The following is a 20,724-nucleotide window of genomic DNA, read 5'->3' on the forward strand; positions in this document are numbered from 1 at the left end:
CCGATCACGCGCGCCCGGACGTCGGCGCCGTCCACCCGCACGCCGTCGTTGCCCTTGTCGCCCACGTCGAGGTGTGTTTCGGTGCCCGCCTTCACGTAGGTCCCGATCCCGCCGTTCCACAGCAGATCCACCGGCGCCCGCAGGATCGCCCGAACCAGGTCGGGTGGCGACAGTTCGGTGGTCCCGGGCGCCAGCCCGAGCGCGCGCCGCGCCTCCTCGCTGACCGGAACGCTCTTCCTCGACCGTTCCCACACACCGCCGCCCGCGCTGATCAGGTCGGGCGCATAGTCCGCCCACGACGACCGCGGCATCGCGAACAGCCGTTCCCGCTCCGCGAAGGACGTGGCCGCGTCGGGGTTCGGGTCGAGGAACACGTGCCGGTGGTCGAAAGCGGCGACGAGCCGGATGTGCGGGCTGGCCAGCATTCCGTTGCCGAACACGTCGCCGCTCATGTCGCCGATCCCGACGGCGGTGAACTCCTCCGATTGGGTGTCGACCCCCATCTCCCGGAAGTGCCGTTTCACGCTCTCCCACGCGCCGCGGGCGGTGATGCCGAGCGCCTTGTGGTCGTACCCGACGGATCCGCCGGACGCGAACGCGTCACCGAGCCAGAATCCGTATTGCGACGCAACGTCGTTCGCGATGTCGGAGAACGTCGCGGTGCCCTTGTCCGCGGCGACGACGAGGTAGGTGTCGTCGCCGTCGTGCCGCACCACCCGGGGCGCCGGGATCACAGCGCCGCTCGCGAGGTCCACGTTGTCGGTGACGTCGAGCAGTCCGCTGATGAAGCTGCGGTAGCAGCGCACACCCTCGGCGCGCTGCGCGTCCCGATCCCGCGCCGGGTCGCCGGTGGGTGCCGGCGGACGCGTGACGACGAATCCGCCCTTCGCGCCGACGGGCACGATCACCGAGTTCTTGACGGCCTGCGCCTTCACCAGTCCGAGCACCTCGGTGCGGAAGTCCTCCTTGCGATCGGACCACCGCAGGCCGCCTCGCGCGACGGCGCCGAACCGCATGTGCACACCCTCGACCCACGGCGAGTAGACGTAGATCTCGAAGCGGGGCCGCGGCTGCGGCAGTTCGGGAATCCGCTGCGGGTCGAATTTGAACGACAGGACCTTCCGTTCCCGGCCCGTGCGGATGTAACGGTTGGTGCGCAGGGTCGCCCGGACCACGTTGAGGTAGGCGCGCAGGATGCGGTCGGCGTCGAGACCGAGCACGTCGCCGATCGCCGTTTCCAGCGAGGCCATCAGGTCTGCGCAGTCCAGAGTGCCGTCCGGATCGAACCTCGCCGCGAACAACCGGATCAGCGCCTGCGAGATCTCCGGGTGATCTCCGAGAACCGTCGCGATGTGGTTCTGGCTGTATGGGAACCCGCCCTGCCGGAGGTAGCGGGCATAGGCCCGCAGCACCTCCACCTCGCGCCAGTCGAGGCCCGCCCGGAGTACGAGTTCGTTGAAACTGTCCGTCTCCGCGCGGGATTCCCAGGCCGCGGCGAACGTCTCCGTGAAGCGGTGCGCCAGCGCGTCGTCCACCGGCCCGGCCGATGCGTGCCGAATCCCGAATTCGTACATCCAGCAGCCGGTTCCGCGACTGTTCGCGACCGTGTACGGACGCTCGTCGAGGACCGCGACACCCATGCTCTGCAGGATCGGGAGCACGTCGCTGAGGGAGGCGGGGGCGCCGCCGACGAAGAAGGTGAAACGCCAGTCGGCGGCCTGCGTGTCGAGTCGCGTCTCGATCGCCCCGTCCGTCAGCGTCTCGAACACCGCGACGTCGGTCCGGGCGCGCTCGGTGTCGAAGTCGTGCTTGTACACCGCGGGGAAGTTCTCCGAATAGTGCGCGCGGAGTTCGCGTTCGGCTGCGTCGAACTCGTCGTGGAACCGGTCGTCCCAGGTCCGGCAGGCCCGGACGATCCGGCGCTGAATGTCCAGGCGCCGCGTGTCCGTCACCTCGGTGTCCGAGGGAACGCGCATCGTGAAATGCACCATCGCCAGCGGGTACTCGGAGACGTTCGTGGTGTATTCGACGGCGGTGCCGTTCAACTCGTCGAGGAGGACCTGCTGGGCCGCCAGGCGCGTCCGCGTGTTGTACCGGTCCCGGGGGATGAACACCAATGCCGACATGCTGTCGCCGGGGACGTCCGTGCGCAGGAAGAGGTGGATGTGTTCGCGCGCGGTGATGCCGGCGACCTCGGTGAGGGCCGAATGCAGCGAATCCGGGCTCGCAGCGAACAACTCGGTCAGCGGCAGCGCCTGCACGACCTGCAGCACGGCCTGTCCGGAGAAGGAGTCGATGTCGAAGCCGGCGCGGTCGAGCAGGGCCCGCACCCGCCGGCCCGCACCCGGGATGTCCAGGACGTTCTCGTGCCTGCCCGCGGGCGTGAACACGCCGACGAAGCGGTGCTCCTCCCCTGCGGCCCGGACACCGACAAAGGACGGATACGACGAACGGTGCACGGATACCGGGAGCGCCGCCTGCCCGATCGCGAGGACGGGACCGGCATCGGTGGCCGGTGCACGGTCGCCCTCCCGGTCGTGGAGGACGCCGAGACTTTCCCGGGGTGCGCCGTCGGCGTCGTACCGCGCGTATCCGAGGACGGTGAAGTTGCCCGCTTCGCACCACCGCAGGAAGTCGGCGGCCTCCCGGAGTTCTTCGGACAGCGTGCCCTGGCCTGCCTGCGCGTCGAGTTGCCCGGACACCTGGATCTGGAGTTCGCGCATGCGCGCCAGATCCGCGTTGACCCGGCGCACGTCGGCGAGGACGGCGGTCAGGGATTCGGCGAGTGCGGCGACGACTGTGCTGTCGGTGTCGGCGCGAAGCCCCACGTGGATCCAGGACTCCGCCGTCCCCGCGTCGGTGGCCGGACGCACGTCGATGAGGGTGCCCGACTCCGTGCGGCGGGCGGCGACGACCGGGTGCAGTGCCTCCTCGATGGGGGCGCTGACCCGGGCCGCGGTGAGGAGTACCGATTCGACGAGCAGCGCCATGTCGTCGGTGACGATCTGCACGGCGGGTCCGATCCCGCTGGGGTCCGTGGCGTCGATGCCGCGCACGACCGCGGTCCCGGGGATCCGGTGCCGTCCCGTCTCGAGATGTGTGTTCGCGATCCGATCACGTGCCTCGGGATCCGCATTGTCGGCGGAGGGGTGACCTGCGGTGCGGAGGTAGAGGTCGAGGAAGCGCTCGCGCGTCTCCTGGTCGGAAAACAGCTGCTCATCGCCCTCGAGCGGATGTGAGGACGTCGAAATTACTCTCATGTCAGTACCTTCCGTCGGGAGCATCGGGACTCCCGGCTGGTGCAGTGGCGGGCCGGCACGCTTCTCGGCTGGGTCCTTGGAGAACGCTTGACAGGGGGTTGTCTATACAGGACTATACATCTAACGCGATAAAAAACGTGAGTCAGAGCACACTGGAATCAGGACATGGGACAGAGCACCCGGGACCGACCCAGCTGCCGGACTCGTCACAGAGAGACATCAGGCCAATGACACACGAGGGACCTCCCGAGATCAGCCTCGCGCCCGAGCGTCGCACCATCGACGTCGTCCCGGACGACGAGCGCCACGGATCTCCGCGCAGCCAGTTCACGCTCTGGTTCGGCGCCAACATGCAGATCACCGCGATCGTGGACGGCGCCCTGGCGGTCGTCTTCGGCGCGGACGCGCTGTGGGCCATCGTGGGCCTGCTGATCGGCAACATCTTCGGCGGTGCCGTGATGGCCCTGCACTCCGCTCAGGGACCGCGTCTCGGCCTGCCGCAGATGATCTCGAGCCGCGCCCAGTTCGGCGTCCTCGGCGCCGTGCTCCCGCTCGTCCTGGTCGTCCTGATGTATCTCGGCTTCGCCGCGACCGGCAGCGTCCTCGCCGGTCAGGCCGTGAACGAGATCCTCCACATCGACAATGCCACCGTCGGCATCCTCATCTTCGGCGCGATGACCGCGTTCGTGGCGGTGACCGGGTACAAGCTCATCCACGTGGTCGGCAAGGTCGCGACCGTCGTCGGCATCATCGGCTTCACCTACCTGCTGATCCGCTTGTTCGCCGAGTACGACGTGGCCGCGTTCGTCGGAATCAAGGGCTTCGACATCGTCACGTTCCTCCTCGCGATCTCGCTCGGAGCCGGCTGGCAGCTGACATTCGGACCGTACGTCGCGGACTACTCCCGCTACCTGCCGCGCTCGACCAGCGAGCGGAAGACCTTCTGGTCGACGTTCGCGGGCAGCGTGATCGGCTCGCAGTGGTCGATGACGCTGGGCGCGCTCGTCGCCGCCGTCGCCGGCGACGCGTTCCTCAGCGACCAGGTCGGCTTCATCGGCGAACTCGCCGGACCCGCCGTCATCGCCCTGATGATCTACCTGGTGATCCTGGTCGGGAAGCTCACCGTCAACTGCCTCAACGCGTACGGCGGATTCATGTCGATCCTCACCACCGTGACCGCGTTCAACGGGCAGTCGCGCATCTCGTCCCGGGCCCGCACCCTGTACATCATCGGGTTCGTCGCGGTGTCGATGCTGATCGCGATCGGCGCCAGCGCCGACTTCCTCAACAACTTCAAGAACTTCGTCCTCGTACTGCTGATGGTCTTCACCCCCTGGAGCGCCATAAACCTGATCGACTACTACCTCATCTCCAAGGAGCGCGTGGACATCCCGGCCCTGTACGACCCGGCGGGCCGCTACGGCCGCTGGAACACGACGGCGATGAGCTGCTACGCCATCGGCGTCGTCGCGCAGATCCCGTTCCTCGCACAGAAGCTCTACACCGGCCCGGTGACGGACATGCTGGGCGGCGCGGACATCTCCTGGATCGTCGGCATCGTCTTCACCGCCGCGATCTACTACCCGCTCGCACGGCGCAGCAGCAACCCGCCCCCGGCCATGATCTACCCGGAACACACCGCCATGGCTGATTCTCGACAGTGAATCACGCTGACCCCCAGACTCTTCCACCTCTCTCGTTCGACCATCAAGGAGTACACGACATGACCACCACGACGCCTCCGGTTTCCGGACCCCGCCACGTGTCGGCGCCCCGCGGCACCGAACTGACGACCCTCGGCTGGCAGCAAGAAGGCGCCCTGCGCATGCTGATGAACAACCTCGACCCCGAGGTCGCCGAGCACCCCGACTCGCTCGTCGTCTACGGCGGCACCGGCAAGGCCGCGCGCAGCTGGGAAGCGTTCGACGCGATGGTCCGCACGCTGAAGACCCTGAAGTCGGACGAGACGATGCTGGTGCAGTCCGGCAAGCCGGTCGGTGTGTTCCGCACCAGCGAGTGGGCGCCCCGCGTCCTGCTCGCGAACTCGAACCTGGTGGGCGACTGGGCCAACTGGGAGGAGTTCCGCAAGCTCGACGCCCTCGGCCTCATCATGTACGGGCAGATGACCGCCGGATCCTGGATCTACATCGGCACGCAGGGCATCCTGCAGGGCACGTACGAGACGTTCGGCGCCGTTGCCCGCAAGCGCTTCGGCGGCTCGCTCGCCGGCACCATCACCCTGACCGCGGGCCTCGGCGGCATGGGCGGCGCCCAGCCCCTCGCCGTGACGATGAACGACGGCGTCGCGATCTGCGTCGACTGCGACGTCACCCGCATCGACCGCCGGATCGCGCACAAGTACCTCGACACCAAGGCCACCGACATCCACGACGCCCTGCGTCTGGCGATCGAGGCCCGCGACGCGAAGCGTCCGCTGTCCATCGGCCTCGAAGGCAACGCCGCCGAGATCTTCCCCGAACTGCTCGCCATGAACGCCCCCATCGACATCGTCACCGACCAGACGTCGGCACACGACCCGCTGTCGTACCTGCCGCTCGGAATCGACTTCGCCGACATGAAGGCGATGGCCGACAAGGACCCGGTGAAGTTCACCGAGGACTCCCGCGCGTCGATGGCCCGCCACGTCGCCGCGATGGTCGGCTTCCTCGACAAGGGCGCCGAGGTGTTCGACTACGGCAACTCCATCCGCGACGAGGCCCGCAAGGCCGGTTACTACCGCGCGTTCGACTTCCCCGGTTTCGTGCCCGCCTACATCCGTCCGCTGTTCGAGGAGGGCCTCGGCCCGTTCCGCTGGGCGGCGCTGTCGGGCGACCCGAAGGACATCGAGGCCACCGACAAGGCGATCCTCGAACTGTTCCCCGAGAACGAGCACCTCAAGCGCTGGATCACGATGGCAGGCGAAAAGGTGGCGTTCGAGGGTCTGCCGGCCCGGATCTGCTGGCTCGGCTACGGCGAACGGCACAAGGCCGGCCTGAAGTTCAACGAGATGGTGGCGTCCGGTGAGCTGTCGGCGCCCGTCGCCATCGGTCGCGACCACCTCGATTCCGGATCGGTCGCGTCGCCGTACCGCGAGACCGAGTCGATGCTCGACGGCTCCGACGCGATCGCCGACTGGCCGCTGCTCAACGCGCTCGTCAACACCGCGTCGGGCGCGTCGTGGGTGTCCATCCACCAGGGCGGCGGGGTCGGCATGGGCCGGTCCATCCACGCCGGTCAGGTGTGCATCGCGGACGGCACCGACCTGGCCGCGGAGAAGTTGGAGCGGGTCCTGACCAACGACCCCGGCATGGGCGTCATCCGGCACGTCGACGCCGGCTACGACCACGCCGCCGACGTCGCCCGCGAGCGCGGCGTCCGCGTGCCGATGTCCGAGGGATGACCAACCGCCCGAGCGACCGTATCGTCGAACCACTGGAAGGAACAGCAGTGACAGCGAACACCTCCCGCTCCACAGCGCTGACCGGCATCGGCACCCTGGTGACCAACGACCCGACAGTGGGGGAAGGTCCGCTCGGGCTGATCCGCGACGCCGCCGTCGTCTTCGACGGCGGCGTGGTGGCCTGGGTCGGCAGCACCGACGCGGCGCCTGCCGCGGACGTCGGGTACGACCTCGACGGCCGGGCGGTGCTGCCGGGCTTCGTCGAAAGCCACTCGCACCTGGTGTTCGGTGGGGAACGCGCGGAGGAATTCGCGGCCCGCATGGCCGGGCAGCCGTACGCGGCGGGTGGCATCCGCAACACGATCGAGGCGACGCGGAACGCCACCGACGAAGAACTGCAGGCGAACACGCGGCGACTGCTGGACGAGTCGCTGCGGTCGGGCAGCACCACCGTGGAGTGCAAGACCGGCTACGGGCAGACGGTCGCGCACGAACTGCGCAGCACGCGGATCGCGGCGTCCCTCACCGACGAGGTGACGCTGCTCGCCGCGCACGTCCCGCCGCCGGAATACGCGGGCCGCGCCGACGACTACGTCGCCATGGTCTGCTCGGAGATGATCGATGCCTGTGCACCGCAAGCGAAATGGATCGACGTGTTCTGCGAGACCGGCGCATTCGACCGCGATCAGGCGCACGCCGTGCTCACCGCCGGAATGGCGAAGGGGCTGATCCCCCGCGTCCACGGCAACCAGCTCCGCGAGGGGCCCGGAGTCCAGCTCGCCGTCGAACTCGGCGCCGCGTCCGTCGACCACGTCTGCTACACCACGCAGGCCGACATCGACGCGCTGTCGCAGAGTTCGACGGTGGCGACCCTCTTGCCCGGCGCGGATTTCTCGACCCGCAACAAGTACCCCGATGCCCGGGCCCTGCTCGACGCCGGTGTCACGGTCGCGCTGGGCGCGGACTGCAACCCCGGCACCAGCTACACCACCAGCCTGCCGTTCTGCATCGCGATCGCGGTGCGGGACATGCACATGACCCCGGACGAAGCGATCTGGGCGGCGACGGCGGGCGGCGCCCGCGCGCTGCAACGCGCCGACGTCGGGGTCCTGCGTCCCGGAGCGCGGGCCGACGCCCTCGCCCTCGACGCGCCGTCGTACCTGCACCTGGCCTACCGGCCCGGCGTCCCCCTGGTCAGCGATGTGTGGCGGGGCGGCGAACTCGCCTGGTCCGCGCACGTCGATCACGAGAAAGCGAGGGCATTGCGATGATGGAGAACCTGTTGATACCGCCGCCCCCCTGGGTCGGCAGGACGGACGGCACGTCGAGTCACCACCTCCGCTGGCACCAGACGGTGACCCCGATGCGGGACGGCGCCGAGCCGGGCGCCTGCGTGTTCATCGGATTCTCCAGCGACGAGGGCGTGGAACGGAACAAGGGACGCCGCGGGGCGTCCCGCGGTCCGGACGCGCTGCGGAGCGCGTTGTCGTCGATGGCGCTCGCCGAACCGCTCCGCGCGTACGACGCCGGCACCGTCGCGGTCACCGACAATCGTCTCGAAGCCGGGCAGGAGGCGCTGGGCGCGGTGGTTGCCGCGACGCTCGACGCCGGCCAGTTCCCGGTGGTCCTCGGCGGCGGCCACGAAGTGGCGTTCGGGACGTACCTCGGTCTGGCGCAGGCGGCGGTCCGGACCCCGCGCAAACGGGTCGGGATCCTGAACCTGGACGCGCACTTCGACCTGCGGTCCGATCCGGTGCCGAGTTCGGGCACACCGTTCCGGCAGATCCTCGAACGGGAACACGCGGCGGGCACCACCCTGCAGTACTCCGTGCTCGGCATCAGCCAGCCCAGCAACACCACCGCGCTGTTCGACACCGCACGCGGATACGACGTCCGGTACCTCCTGGACGACGAGTGCTCGGTCTCCGACCGGCACCGCGTGGCCGTGTTCGTCAGCGAGTTCCTGTCGGACGTCGATCTCGTCTACCTCACCCTCGACCTCGACGTCCTGCCCGCCGCGGTCGCGCCGGGAGTGAGCGCTCCCGCCGCGTACGGGGTGCCCGCGGAGACGATTCAATTCGTGTGCGACGCGGTCGCGGCCAGCGGGAAACTCGCGGTTGTCGATGTCGCCGAGCTCAATCCGGCGTTCGACATCGACAACCGCACCGCCCGCACCGCCGCCCGGTTCCTCCATCGGATCGTCACGAAACGCATTCCGATCGTCGGCTGAGGTCGCCCGCGCGGCCGCGAGCTCAGCCCTCCCGCAGCACTGCGCGCAGGCGGGTGACGAATGCGTCCGGGTCGTGGGCGAAACCGATGTGATCACCCGGGAACAGCGTGGGCTCGATCCCCAGATCGGCGGCGAGCGCCCGCGACGTCCGATCGCAGAGTTGACCTCCCGAGTCCTCGCCGATTCCGACCACGATGCGGGTGGACGCCGAGCACAGCGCGGCGAGGTCCGGGCACCAGCGGGTGGTCGGGCGCAGCATGTGCGCGTGCTGGAAGTACTCGTCCGCCTCGGTCTGCTCGTCCCGCTCGCCCCCGACCATCTGCTGGAACACCTCCTCGGGCAGGTGGATGTTCGCGAGATCCAGGAACTTCCTCCACGCTCCCACGACATCCCCGCCGAGGTGGGCGTCGATGATCTCGTCGGTCTTCACGCGCAGGTGCTCGCGGTCGTCGAGCAGTTCGTCCAGCGGCGGCTCGTGAGCGATCACGGTGTGCACCAGCTCGGGATGCGCCTGCACGAGCGCGAGAGCGCTGACGGCGCCGCCACTGGAACCGAACACCACGGCAGGGCCTGCGTCGAGGTGCCTCAGCAGCCGGGCGAGGTCGTCGGCGCGCATCTCCGGGGTGGAATCGCGGTCGCGGTCGTCGACCGGGCTGCGGCGGATGCCCCGCGGGTCCGTCGTGAGCACGGTGTGTTCGGCGGCCAGCAGATCGGCCGCGGGCGCGAAGGCGTCGGCGTCCATCGGGGCGCCGACGAGCACCACGACGGGACCCGAGCCCCGTACCTCGTAGTACAGCCTGGCACCGGGCACGTCGAGGGTCCGGGCGCGGGTGGTGGCGGTCGATGCGGAATTCATCGAGTTCTCCTCGTTGCAGGTGATCATCGGTCGCAGGTAGGACCGCCCCCGACGGGCAGAATCATCGGTTCCGTGGGGGAAATTTCTCGCCCACGACCTCCCGAGAGCCCCGGATCCGGAGGATTCGTGGGCCTACCACTGGAAGCACGCGCGGCTAGATGACAGGATGAGATTTACGCGAACGGGATCTCGATGTGAGATCCCGGGCGGCAACTCAGGGAGTGAACGGTATGGCGCAGGGTGTTGTGAAGTGGTTCAACAGCGAGAAGGGCTTCGGATTCATCGCGCCGGACGACGGTAGCGCGGACGTGTTCGTTCACTACTCCGAGATCTCGGGCAGCGGCTACAAGTCGCTGGAGGAGAACCAGCGGGTGGAGTTCGAGGTCGGACAGGGCCAGAAGGGCCCGCAGGCCCAGAACGTGCGGGCCGTCTGACCGACGCCCCGATAACACTGTGACGACGAGGTCGCACCCGAGAGGTGCGGCCTCGTTGTCGTAGCAGGCCCCGGGACAGCTATCTCGAGAGGCCGAAACTTCCCACCTGGCTGCCGCCCACGTAGACGGCCCCGGTGTAACTCCCGTCGGCGTTGGGGGAGATCCTGTCGGTCAGGAACCCCAGACCTGATGGGCTGTAGTCGATGACGGTGTTTCCGTTCCCGTCCTGCGACGTCGTGCCCGCGAGTCCGGTCAGTCCGAACGCGAAGTTGTTGACCACCGTGTCGCCCTGAAAGGTCTTCCCCTTCCAGATCAACTCTCCCGCGGGTGTGGTGGTCGTTCCCTGATAGGTGCCGGACGGCGCGGCCGCAGGTTCCGCCGCGGCCGCCCCCGCGCCGGCGATGACGGCGCCGATCGCCGTTCCCGCGGTGACGATCCCTCGTGTGATCGCACGCATTCTTGCCTCCCTCTGCCGTGCCGGACGGGATGTGGACTGTCCGTGCTTCGTCGAGTACCCCCTCCTGCGCGTGGGACACCGGCGCCTCTGGACAAATTCGGCGTTCTCCTTCATAGTCGATATGCCACCAAATGGCATTGCTATTTCACTAGATGGCAATTTTGATCTTCCGACAGGAGTTCCCGTGACCGATCAGCTGCTCGATGCCGCCGAGTTCCGTTCCACAGTCCGCGCGTTCGCCAACCGTGAGATCCACCCCGGCGCCGCGTTCCGCGACGAGACGCGGGAGTTCCCGGCGGAGCTGGTGAAGCGACTGGGCGAACAGGACCTGATGGGCATCTCGGTGCCCGAGGAGTTCGGCGGACTCGGCCTGTCCACCAGGACCCAACTGATCGCCATCGAAGAGGTGGCCCGCACCGACGCCGCCCTCGCCTCGATCTACACCGCGCACTACCTGGGGCTCGAGCCGATCCTCGTCGGCGGAACCGAGGAGCAGAAGCGCCGGTGGCTGCCCCGGCTCGCCTCCGGTGAACTGCTCGCCGGGTTCGCCCTCACCGAACCGGACGCCGGCTCCGACATCGCGTCGATGCGCACGACGGCACGGCGCGAGGACGACGGGTGGCACCTGTCGGGGTCGAAGACGTACATCTCCAACGCCAAGGAGGCCGACCTCGTCGTCCTCTTCGCCAAAACCGATCCGTCGGCAGGCTTCCGCGGCATCACCGCGTTCGTCCTCCCCCAGGGCACTCCCGGCGTGAGTTACTCGGAGCCGCAGGACAAGCTGGGCATCCGATCGGCGCCCACCTACACCGTGTACCTCGACGACGTCGTCCTCCCCCACGACGCCGTGGTGGGCACCGAGGGTCGCGGCGGCAACATCGCGCTCACCGCCCTCAACCGCGCCCGCATCGACGTGGCCGCGATGGCGAACGGAATCGCGCTGCGCGCTTGGGAACTGGGCCGGTCCTACGCGGCCGAGCGCAAACAGTTCGGACACCCCATTGCCGAATTCCAGGCGATCCAGTTGCTACTGGGTGCGTGCGACGCACAACTCGTCGCCTCCCGGGTCACCGCGGACTGGGCGGCGGACATGAAGGACGCCGGCGCCGACCTACGCCGCGCCGCGTCGGTGTCGAAGTACGTGGCGACGGAGGCCTGCTTCTCGATCGTCGACCAGACCGTGCAGATTCACGGCGGCGCCGGGTTCATGCGCGAATCCGAGATCGAACGCCTCTACCGCGACTGCCGGATCCTCCGGATCTTCGAGGGCACCTCGCAGATCCAGCTGCTCACCATCGCCGCCAACGCGCCGTCGCCGCGCTCGACCGAATTCTGAGGAGGGCTCGTCATGCCTACCCTGCCTCCCCTCGACGGCATCCGCGTCGTCGATCTCTCCCGCGTCCTGGCCGGACCGTACTGCACGGCGCTGCTCGCGGACGCCGGCGCCGACGTCGTCAAGATCGAGCCCGCCGTCGGCGAGGACTCGCGGCACCTCGGCCCGTTCCGCGACGGCGAGAGCATCTATTTCAATGTGCTGAACCGCGGAAAGCGCTCACTGGCACTGAATCTCAAGGACGAAGCGGATCGCGCCGTGTTGTTCGATCTCCTCGACACGGCAGATGTTCTCGTCGAGAACTTCCGGCCCGGCGTGACCACCCGGCTCGGCATCGACTACGACACCGTCCACGCCCGCAATCCCCGGCTCGTGTACGCGTCCATCTCCGGTTTCGGGCAGGACGGGCCTCTCGCGGGCGCGGCCGCCTACGACCTCGTCGTGCAGGCGATGTCGGGGGTCATGAGCATCACCGGTTCCCCCGAATCCGGCCCGACCAGGCTCGGAGAGTCGTTCGGCGACCTCGTCGCGGGACTGTTCGCGGCGTGGGGCATCAGCTCCGCCCTCGTCGGCACCCGGGAATCGGGTGTGGGGCAACACCTCGACGTCGCCATGTTCGACAGCATGCTGGCGATGCTGCCCACCGCGCACAGTCAGCTGCAGGCCTCCGGGGTCGCGCCGGCCGGGGTGGGCAATCGGCATCCCGTCTCCACCCCGTTCGACACGTACCGGGCGGCGGACGGACTGTTCGTCCTCGCCGTCGCCAACCAGTCCGGGTTCGAGAAGCTCGCGCACACCATGGATCGCGCAGACCTTCTCGGCGACGACCGGTTCGCCGACGACACCTCCCGCACCGATCACGAACCCGCCCTGCGCACCGAGATCGAGATCTGGGCGAAGGACAAGACGGTCGCCGAGGTGGTCGCGATCCTCGGCGCGGCCGGATTGGCGAGCTCCGAGATCTGGAACGTCGAACAGGCGTTGTCGTCCGAGCAGAGCAGGCACCGGGGACTCGTCGAATCGTTCGAGCATCCCGTCGCGGGAACCATCGACTACGTGCGGCAGCCGGTCGTGTTCGGCGACAGCGCACGCCCCGGGGTCCGCCGCAGCCCGCTGCTCGACGAACACCGGCAGCCCCTGCTGTCCGAGATCTCCGCACGGTAGATTCACGCCGACACCCGCGACCGTCAGGAGAGACCCATGGCCCCCGGAGAGGTGACCCGCAGCGCGAGCCGCACCTTCGAACTGCTCGGCGCGATCACCGAGCAGGGCGGGCTGACGCTCGGTGACGCCGCGAAGGCCGCCGGTCTCGCCACGAGTACCGCGCTGCGCCTGATCCGCAGCATGGAGCAGAGCGAGTTCCTGGTCCGCGGCGACGACAACGTGTACCGAGCCGGGCCGCGGCTTCTCCAGATCGGCGCCCGGGCGATCAGCGACAACCAGCTGCTGTCCCGGGCCCGGCCCGCGATGGTCGCGATCGCGGAGGGAACCCGCGAATCCACGTACCTGTCGACCCACGGCCCGAAGGGCACCGCCCTGTATCTCGCGCAGATCGAGGGCACCCACGCCATCCGGCACATGGGATGGGTCGGGCAGACGGTGCCGCTCGACGGCACAGCCGTCGGCGCCGCGCTGCGGGGCGACCTGCAGAGCGAGGGATACGCGATCGCCCACGACACCATCGAGGACCACTCGACGGGTGTGGCGGCCCCGATCTACGACGCTGTCGGGCGGATCGTGGGCGCCCTCAGCGTCATCGGGCCGACGTTCCGCCTCGACGACGCTCTGTGCGCGCGGCACGGCCTCGTCCTCGTCGAACACTGCCGTGCGCTGTCGGCGGAACTGGGCTCCCCCGCTACGTGATCGGCGCGTGAAACCGGGCACACCGACGGGACGGTCGGCGCACCGTCGACGGTGACAGGGGTCTCGCCCGAGAACTCGAGCGGGCCGGTGGACCCGCACGGCAGGTCCGTTCCCCCGATCACGGCGTCGACGATGTCGATCGAACGCCTCACCGCTGATCGACGAACTAGTGCAACGCATCCGCGCCGACGTCCGCACTCGCCTGTCGCCGCGACACGTCCCCGACGAGGTCATCCTCGCCCCCGGCATCCCGCACACCCGCACCGGTAAGAAGGTGGAGATCCCCGTGACCGGCATGCTCGCCGGCCGTGACGTGAACGTCGACCCCAAGTCCGTCGACGATCCCGACCTCCTCGCCTGGTACGAGGAACAGGGACGCACGCACTGTGGTACGCCATGCATCCGAATGTGACCCGCGGCCACTCAGAGGTCGCCCGTCCGGGCATGTCCACTCGGCCGGCTCGAGGACGACAGCGTGGCCGGCGACCGACGCGGCGGGTGAACTTGGGGGCTTACCGAGGAGAAATCGTTCACCCCATCGACATTGAAATCTGCCCGGTCGCCCACGTATGATCAATTGTCAGATCACTGACAATCTTGAGAGGCTCCTGCATGAACATCGACAGTGCGATGACCCCCTTGCCGGACGAGGTCGCACTTGCCTTGATGGCGGGCGATCGGTGCGCACAGTCCCACGGCATCGAGTGCCGAGAGATCGACGAGGGGTTCGCCGTGATGGCGATGACCGTCCGCGAAGACATGGCCAACACACTCGGAATTTGCCACGGCGGAATCATTTTCCTTCTCGCGGATACCGCGTTGGCATATGCGGCCAGTGCATCGAATCAGGCAAGTGTGACAACTACGGCCAATATCTCCTATCCTGCCGCGGCACGGACCGGAGACAATCTGCTCGCCGAGTGCTGGGTGTCGCACCAGGCGGGTAGAGCGGGAATTTACGACGTAGTGGTGCGCAGAGACGACGGACAACTCGTAGCGGTTTTTCGCGGTAACACCCTTCGGACCGGGGCACAGATTTTGCCCGCCGATTGAACGCTGACTGCGGTCGAAGCGCGCTGTCCGGAAATAGCTACGGCGCAGCGTGTTTGGAGTGCTTTATCTGGGTAGCGACCCGATCGAGCAAGTTCTTGAGCAGGTCGCGTTCTTCGGGGCTCAGACAGCCGAACCATTCGGTTTCGAGTTCGTTCTGCTCAGTGAATGCCTCGTCGATGGCTTCGAGGCCTTTCGGGGTGAGAGTGACCGAGACCAGCCTCCTGTCGGTGCTCGAAGTGCGCTCTCGTTGTACGAAGCCATTGCTTTCGAGGTTGGACAGCACGCTGGATGCGGTTTGGCGAGTGACACCGGCCAGTCGGGCAATGTCGCGGGCTTCGATTTCGCCGAACAACCAGATCATGTACATGAGGTGGAATCCGCTCCAACTCCATCCATGCGGACGGTGGATCCGGCGCTCCGATTCCTGCATGTGCGCGTTCGAGACACGGATGATGGTCAGCCCGAGGGCGACCGCTTGGTCGTCGAGTCCTGCGTGACGTTCGCGGGTCAACCGCGCAGCAACCTCACCGAACTCCGAGCCCCTGACCGCCGACGCGGAGATGCCAGCGGAACCGGTCGGAGGAGCTGAGCCCTGCTGCGCCTTTGCCATGGCATGCATGATATTGCCTGGCCGATTGCTCCTGTCGGGCACGGTGCGGGTACGAGCGGCGTCGGCGACGATCTCGGCGCGACCCCGGGTTGATGTAGAGGCCGCGGCAGCGCGGTTCATGGCTTACTCCTTGTATACGTGGTCTGCGGTGCGAAGCGCGCGCCGCAGAATCTTCCCACTCGACGTTTTGGGCAGGTCCGGGAGAATCTCGATCACTCGCGGATACTTGTAGGCGGCCATTCGCTCACGACACCACGCTGTCAATTCGTCCGCGGTTGCGTCTGTTCCGGGTTGGAGAGCAACCACGGCCTTGACCGTCTGTCCTCGGTACGGATCCTCGATACCGATGACAGCAGCTTCCCGTACCGCCGGGTGCTGGTAGAGGACGGACTCGACCTCCCCGGGCCACACCTTGAATCCGGAGGCGATGATCATGTCCTTGATCCGATCGACGACGTACAACATGTGACGGTCGTCGAGGAGCCCGATGTCACCGGTGTGGAACCACCCGTCACGTAAGGCTGCGGCGGTCTCGTCCGGCTTTCTCCAGTAGCCGGTGGTGACGATGGGACCGCGCACCAGGATCTCGCCACGCTCGCCGGTCTCCACGGTCGCACCGGCCTCGTCGACGATGCGCAGTTCGACATCGGGGAATGGCAGGCCGTTCGCCAGCGCAGCGGTGACGTCATCGACCTCGCCTCGCTGCCCGGGCGGCATGAGAACGCATGCGGCGGAGGTTTCGGTGAGACCGTAACCATTGCGAATGTAGTGGCCGAAGTGCTCTTCGAACCGGTCCACGACCGCCGGAGACAGCGGTGCTCCGCCGGCCAGCAGGATCGTGAAGGACGAGAGGTGTTCACGGCTTGCACCTTCGGTCGCCATGAGTGCGGAGTAGGCGGTCGGGGGTCCCACCGTGAAGTGGGGGCGATACTCGGTGAACAGGTCGAGGGCAACGGAGGGAACGAACCGGTACGGCAGAATCAGGGTGCCGCGAAGGATGAGCGATTGCACCAGTTCGACGACGAGCCCGGTGATGTGAAACAGCGGAGCCATGGCAAAGATGCGAACACCGGCCGGAAGGCCGAGCGACTCGGCGGTGCCCACACCGCCCAGTAGAAGGTTGGCGTGCGTGAGCATCGCCCCCTTGGGTGGGCCGCTGGTGCCCGATGTGTAACAGATGACTGCCAGGTCCTCGGGCCGCGTGACGGCGAGAGCCGTACCGTTCGGCTTCTGCGTGTGAGCGACCTCGATCAAGTCGTCGACACCGGCGTGTACGCGACGCTGGACGGGACCGAACACCGTAGGCAGGTTCCGCGTCTGGAAGTCGAGTTCACCGGTGGTCACGGTGACCCGGACCGCGGTGCCCGTGATGACGTCACCGAGTATGCCGGCGTAACCCTCCTCCGAACACACCACGACCACGGCACCACTGTCGTCGAGCAACTCACGCACCTCGCGCGCGCGGTACATCGGGTTGACGGGGACGATCACGCAACCGGCCTTCCACGCCCCGAGCACGGTGATCACGAAGTGCGGTGAGCTCTGTAGTTGGACAGCCACCCGGTCGCCCGACACAACACCATGAGCCTGCAAGTAATGGGCGAAACCGGTGGCGAGTCGATCGAGAGTCGCGTAGCTCAGCTCGCCGTCGAAATAGGCGATCACCGCCCGATCCGGGACCCTCCGAACCGCTTCCTCGAACATCTCCGGCACGGTGTTCGCAACGAGGATCGCAGGGCCGGAATCATCAGTGGTCTTCAGAAGACGTCCTGCGCTCGTATGTGTCATTACCTATCCCCGTTGGCTGCGGCTCCCGCGAGTCGGCGGGACTTACATCAGCAGTATTCTTGTCAGAGGTTTGACAGTCAATAGTGCGACACTCTTTTATGTGAGAGTGATCCCACTGCCGAGTTCCCCCACGTACCTGGCTCGAGAATCCGATTCCCCCGCCACCTGTGTCGCCATCGAACGCCGCTCCTCCGTCGCGGTGTTGCAGATAGCGAACCCACCCGTCAACGCCCTCGACCAGCCCACTCGATCGGCCCTTCACGCTGCCTTGACACAGATCGAGCACGATGATTCGGTGGCAGCCACAGTGCTGACGGGTGCGACGTCGTTCTTCAGTGGCGGTGCCGATCTGACCGAATTCGACGCAGGAACAGCTTTCGCCTCTCCCTCCCTGCACCGTGATATTCACACGCTCCTGGATTCCATGCAGACGCCGGTGGTGGCCGCACTGAGCGGCTACGCATTAGGCGGTGGTTTGGAGTTGGCCCTGGCCTGCCACTACCGAGTCGCCGAGCCAGACGCACTGCTCGGGCTCCCGGAATCGACACTGGGATTCATTCCTGGCGCTGGTGGCACCCAGCGGCTGCCCCGGGCGATCGGAATTCCTCGGGCGCTCGCCGCGATCGTGTCCGGGAAGCGATTCACAGCGTCGGAAATGGCCGACACCGCACTCATCGATCAACTGTATGACACAGAGTTGCTGGACCGGGCGGTGGCATTCGCCGCCTCAATAGCATCTGCTCGTCCCATCCCCCGATTGCGGGATCGCCCGATCGATGTCGGATGGGATGTCGATTCTCTGGATCGCCTCGCCCAGGACCTCATGACCTCCAACGTAAATACGTCTCGCCGTATCGCCGTCGCGGCGGTGCGTGCGGGACTGACCTGCCGCACCTTCGAGGAGGGTTGTGCCAGCGAGGAGTCGCTGTTCTTGTCGCTGATGTCCACCGACGAGGCCGCGGCTGCCCGCTACCGATTCCTCTCCGAGTCGTCCGTCGCCTGGCCGCGCCGGTTCGGCGAGCGTGCCCGACCGATCACGCGGGCCGCGGTCATCGGTGCAGGCACGATGGGACGGGGGATCGCCCTGTCTCTGCTCTCCGGAGGTCTCGAGGTCGCCATCCACGACACCTCGGTGGAAGGTCTGCAAGCCGGTGTGACCGCGGTCCGTGATTCGCTCGAACGAGCGGTCCGCAAAGGCACCCTGCCGAGACTGGAGGGCGACATGCGGCTGTCTCGCGTACGGGCCGCGGAAAGCCTCGACGAACTCGCCGAGGCCGACATGATCATCGAAGCTGTCTTCGAGAACCCTGAAGTCAAGCAGGACGTCTTCCGCGCGATCGGCGCCATCGCCAAACCTGAAGCCGTGCTCGCTACCAATACCTCGACCCTCGACATCGATCCCATCGCTGCCGCGTCCGGCCGCCCCGCCGACGTGGTTGGCATGCATTTCTTCAGCCCGGCTCAGATCATGCGGTTGGTCGAGGTCATCCCTGGCACTGATACGGGCGAGGCCGCCCTCGCCACAGCGCTGACACTCGGGAAGCGGCTCGGAAAGATTCCCGTGATCGCCGGAAATGACGACGGCTTCATCGGAAACCGGCTCGTGGACAAATACCTTCGGCAAGCACTGCAAATATGCGTCGAGGGCGCGGCACCCTGGCAGGTCGATGCCGCCCTGCAGCGCTGGGGGATGTCCATGGGCCCGTTCCGGATGATGGACCTCGTCGGAAACGACATCCTGCGGCAGGCCCGAACGGCTTCACCGCACCGGCCCGACATCGGCAGGGACTGGGCGATCGCGGACGCGGTGTGTGAACAGGGCTGGTTCGGACGCAAATCAGGCAAGGGCTGGTACTGCTATGGCGATTCCGCCACACCGAATACGGATGTGACGGCCATGGTGCGTGAACACGCGGCAGCAAGGTCCATTCCGGCGAAAGAATGGCGGGACGACGCCATCGTCGACCGCTGCATCTTCGCGTTGGTGGCGGAAGGGGCACGCGCCCTCGAATCGGGGGTGGCTCTCCGCGGAGCCGACATCGACACCGTTTTCCGCCAGGGCTACGGCTTTCCGCCAGCCAAGGGCGGCCCGCTGTTTCACGCCGACCTCGTCGGCCTGGCCGGCACCGTCGAGCGTATGGAGCGATTCCGATCGGCCACCAACGATCCGTTCTGGGAACCTGCGCTACTGCTCCGCGACCTCGCCGCGACGTCGTCACGCATCAGCGCCTTCACCAACACCGACCGCACCAACGAGAACGAGGACCTGTGATGCACCGCCCCGTCTACACCGCCGACCACGACGACTTTCGCACCGTCGCCCGCAATTTCGTCGACCGCAGCCTGCGGGCGAACGAGGAGAACTTGCTCCGGGCGGGGATGATCGACCGTGCGATCTGGTTGGATGCCGGCGCCCACGACCTATTGGGTTTGCACGTCCCCGAGGAGTACGGCGGCGCCGGCGTCGACGATTACCGATACAGCGCAGTGCTCGGCGAAGAGCTCGGCAAGTTCACCGCCGGCGCGGCCTCCTCGTTCGGCATCCATGTCGACTGCGCCGCCCCGTACCTCGTCGAGCTGGGCACCGACGAACAACGGCGGCGTTGGCTGCCAGGATTCTGTTCCGGCGAGATCATCACCGCGATCGGAATGACCGAGCCCAGCGGTGGCTCGGATCTGGCGGCCCTGAAGACGACCGCGATCGCCGACGGTGACGATTGGATCCTCAAAGGCTCGAAAATCTTCATCACCAACGGTATTCAGGCAGACCTGGTCATAGTGGCAGCACGGACCTCTCCGGAGAAGGGAGCCAAAGGGATCACCCTCTTCGGGGTGGAGGCTGGAATGGCGGGCTTCGTTCGCGGACGCAAACTCGACAAGGTCGGCCAGCTCGACTCCGACACGGCGGAGCTGTTCTTCGACGACGTTCGGGTACCGGCGACCAATGTGATCGGGGAGGTCGATCGCGGTTTCGTCGCAATGATGGAACGACTTCCGCAGGAACGGATCAGCGGCGCGGTGAACAACATCGCCAACGCCGGCCAGATCCTCACGGAAACCATCGGGTACGTACGCGAGAGGAAGGCGTTCGGCCAGGCTGTCGGGTCGTTCCAGCACAATAAATTCCTGATCGCCGAGCTGGTCACGAAGGTCGAGATCACCCAAGCCTTCGTCGATCGGTGCATCACCGAACATGCCGCCGGTCAGCTCTCCGCGGTCGATGCGGCGAAAGCGAAATGGTGGACTGCCGAGGTGCAGAACCAGGTGCTCGACGCGTGTGTGCAGCTACATGGCGGGTACGGCTTCATGAACGAGTACCGTGTCGCGCGTGCGTGGAAGGACGCCAGGGTGACCAAGATCTGGGCGGGGTCGAACGAGATCATGAAGGAATTGATCGGCCGCGACCTCGGACTGTGACCACGCTCCTTCCCGCTCACACG

Annotated in this window: 16 protein-coding genes and 1 pseudogene; 12 read left to right on the top strand and 5 right to left on the bottom strand. The window is 67.1% G+C overall.

The genetic code is table 11. The features are described from left to right. The coding region (locus ACFTZB_RS20075; RefSeq protein WP_378433698.1) for an NAD-glutamate dehydrogenase domain-containing protein at nt 1–3,260 on the bottom strand (3,260 nt) is incomplete at its 3' end. Between the two features lie 227 nt (nt 3,261–3,487). Here ACFTZB_RS20075 and ACFTZB_RS20080 point away from each other — a divergent pair. From ACFTZB_RS20080 to hutG, 4 genes are read left to right on the top strand one after another with little or no spacing between them, the layout of a single operon-like run. Continuing rightward, nucleotides 3,488–4,924, top strand: a complete 1,437-nt coding sequence (locus tag ACFTZB_RS20080; protein ID WP_378433699.1) for a purine-cytosine permease family protein — start codon at nt 3,488–3,490, stop codon at nt 4,922–4,924. A 59-nt stretch (nt 4,925–4,983) separates the two neighbouring features. After that, nucleotides 4,984–6,660, top strand: coding sequence for a urocanate hydratase (hutU, locus tag ACFTZB_RS20085; RefSeq protein ID WP_378433700.1), 1,677 nt, complete (start codon nt 4,984–4,986; stop codon nt 6,658–6,660). A gap of 47 nt (nt 6,661–6,707) precedes the next feature. After that, nucleotides 6,708–7,931 (top strand): imidazolonepropionase, encoded by a 1,224-nt coding sequence (gene hutI, locus ACFTZB_RS20090; protein WP_378433701.1) that lies wholly within the window; start codon nt 6,708–6,710, stop codon nt 7,929–7,931. Further along, on the top strand, nt 7,928–8,890 hold the full coding sequence (gene hutG / locus ACFTZB_RS20095; RefSeq protein WP_378433702.1) for a formimidoylglutamase: 963 nt from the start codon (nt 7,928–7,930) through the stop codon (nt 8,888–8,890). The genes hutI and hutG overlap by 4 nt, the downstream gene beginning before the upstream one ends. Before the next feature lie 22 nt (nt 8,891–8,912). Here the strand turns inward: hutG and ACFTZB_RS20100 are convergent, their stop codons facing one another. Beyond that, a complete protein-coding gene (locus tag ACFTZB_RS20100; protein ID WP_378433703.1) occupies nt 8,913–9,746 on the bottom strand; it encodes an alpha/beta fold hydrolase in 834 nt (277 codons plus the stop codon). Between the two features lie 230 nt (nt 9,747–9,976). On the opposite strand from ACFTZB_RS20100, the gene ACFTZB_RS20105 reads away from it, so the two are divergent. Next, nucleotides 9,977–10,180 (top strand): cold-shock protein, encoded by a 204-nt coding sequence (locus ACFTZB_RS20105; protein WP_005244612.1) that lies wholly within the window; start codon nt 9,977–9,979, stop codon nt 10,178–10,180. Between the two features lie 79 nt (nt 10,181–10,259). On the opposite strand, the gene ACFTZB_RS20110 is transcribed toward ACFTZB_RS20105, so the two are convergent. Further along, on the bottom strand, nt 10,260–10,637 hold the full coding sequence (locus ACFTZB_RS20110; RefSeq protein WP_378433704.1) for a hypothetical protein: 378 nt from the start codon (nt 10,635–10,637) through the stop codon (nt 10,260–10,262). A 184-nt stretch (nt 10,638–10,821) separates the two neighbouring features. On the opposite strand from ACFTZB_RS20110, the gene ACFTZB_RS20115 reads away from it, so the two are divergent. The 5 genes and pseudogenes from ACFTZB_RS20115 (at nt 10,822) to ACFTZB_RS20135 (ending at nt 14,886) form a co-directional block, all read left to right on the top strand. Then, nucleotides 10,822–11,973 (top strand): acyl-CoA dehydrogenase family protein, encoded by a 1,152-nt coding sequence (locus tag ACFTZB_RS20115; protein ID WP_378433705.1) that lies wholly within the window; start codon nt 10,822–10,824, stop codon nt 11,971–11,973. A 12-nt stretch (nt 11,974–11,985) separates the two neighbouring features. Beyond that, nucleotides 11,986–13,134, top strand: a complete 1,149-nt coding sequence (locus ACFTZB_RS20120; protein WP_378433706.1) for a CaiB/BaiF CoA transferase family protein — start codon at nt 11,986–11,988, stop codon at nt 13,132–13,134. Nucleotides 13,135–13,170: 36 nt separating this feature from the next. Then, nucleotides 13,171–13,833 carry an IclR family transcriptional regulator gene (locus tag ACFTZB_RS20125; RefSeq protein WP_378433707.1) on the top strand — a complete coding sequence of 221 codons (663 nt, stop codon included), beginning with the start codon at nt 13,171–13,173 and terminating at the stop codon, nt 13,831–13,833. Between the two features lie 154 nt (nt 13,834–13,987). Next, nucleotides 13,988–14,245, top strand: a pseudogene (locus ACFTZB_RS20130) (acetoacetate--CoA ligase); the annotation flags it as partial. 200 nt (nt 14,246–14,445) lie between these two features. Continuing rightward, the gene (locus ACFTZB_RS20135; protein WP_378433708.1) at nt 14,446–14,886 is read left to right on the top strand and encodes a hotdog fold thioesterase; all 441 of its coding nucleotides are present in this window, start codon (nt 14,446–14,448) and stop codon (nt 14,884–14,886) included. A 37-nt stretch (nt 14,887–14,923) separates the two neighbouring features. Here the strand turns inward: ACFTZB_RS20135 and ACFTZB_RS20140 are convergent, their stop codons facing one another. Both ACFTZB_RS20140 and ACFTZB_RS20145 read right to left on the bottom strand, forming a co-directional pair. After that, nucleotides 14,924–15,616, bottom strand: coding sequence for a MarR family winged helix-turn-helix transcriptional regulator (locus tag ACFTZB_RS20140; protein WP_378433709.1), 693 nt, complete (start codon nt 15,614–15,616; stop codon nt 14,924–14,926). Between the two features lie 3 nt (nt 15,617–15,619). Then, on the bottom strand, nt 15,620–17,284 hold the full coding sequence (locus tag ACFTZB_RS20145) for a class I adenylate-forming enzyme family protein (protein WP_378433710.1): 1,665 nt from the start codon (nt 17,282–17,284) through the stop codon (nt 15,620–15,622). Between the two features lie 106 nt (nt 17,285–17,390). Here ACFTZB_RS20145 and ACFTZB_RS20150 point away from each other — a divergent pair, with 106 nt between their 5' ends. Together ACFTZB_RS20150 and ACFTZB_RS20155 are read left to right on the top strand one after the other, a co-directional pair. Then, on the top strand, nt 17,391–19,556 hold the full coding sequence (locus ACFTZB_RS20150; protein WP_378433717.1) for a 3-hydroxyacyl-CoA dehydrogenase NAD-binding domain-containing protein: 2,166 nt from the start codon (nt 17,391–17,393) through the stop codon (nt 19,554–19,556). After that, complete coding sequence (locus ACFTZB_RS20155) at nt 19,556–20,701, top strand: acyl-CoA dehydrogenase family protein (RefSeq protein WP_378433711.1); 1,146 nt, start codon at nt 19,556–19,558, stop codon at nt 20,699–20,701. Before ACFTZB_RS20150 ends, ACFTZB_RS20155 begins: the two co-directional genes overlap by 1 nt. Nucleotides 20,702–20,724 lie beyond the last annotated feature (23 nt).

It is taken from the genome of Rhodococcus sp. NPDC057014, from assembly GCF_042673295.1.
Taxonomy (GTDB): Bacteria; Actinomycetota; Actinomycetes; order Mycobacteriales; family Mycobacteriaceae; genus Rhodococcus_F.

Excerpts from the sequence above, each read along its gene's own strand:
- ACFTZB_RS20135 (WP_378433708.1), top strand. The coding sequence starts at position 14,446 with ATGAACATCGACAGTGCGATGACCCCCTTGCCGGACGAGGTCGCACTT.
- ACFTZB_RS20105 (WP_005244612.1), top strand. The coding sequence starts at position 9,977 with ATGGCGCAGGGTGTTGTGAAGTGGTTCAACAGCGAGAAGGGCTTCGGA.
- ACFTZB_RS20100 (WP_378433703.1), bottom strand. The coding sequence starts at position 9,746 with ATGAATTCCGCATCGACCGCCACCACCCGCGCCCGGACCCTCGACGTG.
- ACFTZB_RS20120 (WP_378433706.1), top strand. The coding sequence starts at position 11,986 with ATGCCTACCCTGCCTCCCCTCGACGGCATCCGCGTCGTCGATCTCTCC.
- ACFTZB_RS20110 (WP_378433704.1), bottom strand. The coding sequence starts at position 10,637 with ATGCGTGCGATCACACGAGGGATCGTCACCGCGGGAACGGCGATCGGC.
- hutU (WP_378433700.1), top strand. The coding sequence starts at position 4,984 with ATGACCACCACGACGCCTCCGGTTTCCGGACCCCGCCACGTGTCGGCG.
- ACFTZB_RS20140 (WP_378433709.1), bottom strand. The coding sequence starts at position 15,616 with ATGAACCGCGCTGCCGCGGCCTCTACATCAACCCGGGGTCGCGCCGAG.
- hutG (WP_378433702.1), top strand. The coding sequence starts at position 7,928 with ATGATGGAGAACCTGTTGATACCGCCGCCCCCCTGGGTCGGCAGGACG.
- ACFTZB_RS20145 (WP_378433710.1), bottom strand. The coding sequence starts at position 17,284 with ATGACACATACGAGCGCAGGACGTCTTCTGAAGACCACTGATGATTCC.
- ACFTZB_RS20155 (WP_378433711.1), top strand. The coding sequence starts at position 19,556 with ATGCACCGCCCCGTCTACACCGCCGACCACGACGACTTTCGCACCGTC.
- ACFTZB_RS20125 (WP_378433707.1), top strand. The coding sequence starts at position 13,171 with ATGGCCCCCGGAGAGGTGACCCGCAGCGCGAGCCGCACCTTCGAACTG.
- ACFTZB_RS20080 (WP_378433699.1), top strand. The coding sequence starts at position 3,488 with ATGACACACGAGGGACCTCCCGAGATCAGCCTCGCGCCCGAGCGTCGC.